This is a genomic window from Pontibacter chinhatensis (assembly GCF_900113285.1).
Taxonomy (GTDB): Bacteria; Bacteroidota; Bacteroidia; order Cytophagales; family Hymenobacteraceae; genus Pontibacter; species Pontibacter chinhatensis.
Map to the genome: position 1 here is coordinate 1 of NZ_FOOT01000023.1, position 1,634 is coordinate 1,634.

Sequence of the window (1,634 nt, forward strand, 5' to 3'; positions counted from 1 at the left end):
ATTCCCCCCATATTAACTATTGATTTCTCCCGCTAACGTTGCTGCGTATCTATTTTGTATCCCTTGCAAGACCGGTTTCTAATTGACGCTTTAAAGCTCGGGTGGCATTCTGGTTGGAATGTAGAGAGCCCTTCTACTGAGGAGGGCTTTGAGGTGATTTCAGTGGCGGCTCCCTCGGGAGACCCCGATCAGGATACTTTCAAGACCTAGCGTACATTCCCCTGGGATCGTTTTTCACTTTATTCTTTACCACTATGAAAAAGAGAAGCACGCCTATGGAGATTGTCAACCAACATGCTGCCGGCATCGACGTGGGCAGCCGCTCGCACTTTGTGGCTGTGGGCCAGGGAGCGGATCAGGTGCGGGAGTTCGGCGTTTATGAGGACGAGGTGCGGGAACTTACCCAGTGGCTCCTTTCCTGCCACATCTCCACCGTGGCCATGGAGAGCACGGGTACTTACTGGCAGAGCCTGTTCACGGCCCTGCAGCAGGCAGGCCTGGAGGTATTGCTCTGCAACGGCAAGTTCACCAAGAACATCAAGGGGCGCAAAACCGACGTGCAGGACTGCCAGTGGATTCAGCGCCTGCACGCGCTGGGGCTGCTCTCGGGCAGCTTTTTGCCTGACCAGGCCACCGAGGAGCTCAGGACCTACTGCCGCCACCGCGCCTCGCTGCTGGAGACGGCCGCCGTCACTACCCAGAAGATGCAGAAGTACCTGCGCCTGCTGAACCTGCGGCTCGACGTGGTCGTGCGCGACATCACCGGCCAGACGGGCATGGCCATCATCGAGGCCGTTTGCCAGGGGGAAACCAATCCCGAAAAGCTGGCCTGCTTCCGGCATGGCAACTGCCGAAAATCGAAAGAAGAAATCGCCCTGGCCCTGCGCGGCAACGGCCGCCGTGAGCTGCTCTTTACCCTTGCCCAGGAGCTGGATATGTACAAGATGCTGCAGGATAAGATTGCGGCTTGTGACGCGGCCATCGAGCAGCTGCTTAGAGAGCAGATTGGAGCAGATAAAGAGAGGCGGGAGCTGAGAACAGACCCTAAACCCTACAAGCGGGTCAACAAGAATGCCCCGCAGCAGATGGATCTCAACCAGTTGGCCTACCAGTACTACGGTGGGGTGGACCTGCTCCGAATCGAGGGGGTGAGCCATGCGACGGTGATGGCGCTGATGAGCGAGGTGGGTGCCGAAGGCATCCGCAAGTTTCCCACGGCCAAGCAGTTCACCAACTGGCTCAAGCTCTGCCCCAACACGAAGGTGAGCGGGGGCAGGGTGCTCAGCTCCCACATTCCCAAGGGCAGCAACCGGTTGAAAATCGCCCTGCGGAACGCGGCCAATGTCATCGGCAACCTGCGTGAGACGCACCTGTCGGACTTCTTTAAAAGAGTGGCCTTCCGCAAGGGCAGGCAGGCGGCCGTGAGCGCCACGGCCCGCAAGCTGGCGGTGATCATCTGGCACATGCTCACTTACCGCGTGCCCTACAACCCGCCCACGCAATACCTGTTCCTCGACGAGAAGAGAAAGCTCAAGCTGGTGCAGCGGATAAAGAAAAACATCGCTAAATTAGACCTCAAGCCTGAAGAACTGGGCTTTGCAACGGCCTGAGAAATAAACGTTAGTCAGGATTTA

The 1,634-nt window shown here is 57.7% G+C and carries 1 protein-coding gene; it reads left to right on the forward strand.

Annotated features, from left to right (window positions below; genetic code table 11):
• Window positions 1-254: 254 nt before the first annotated feature.
• Entirely contained in the window at window positions 255-1,610 is a 1,356-nt protein-coding gene (locus BM040_RS21505; RefSeq protein WP_092105889.1) for an IS110 family RNA-guided transposase, read from the forward strand.
• Window positions 1,611-1,634 lie beyond the last annotated feature (24 nt).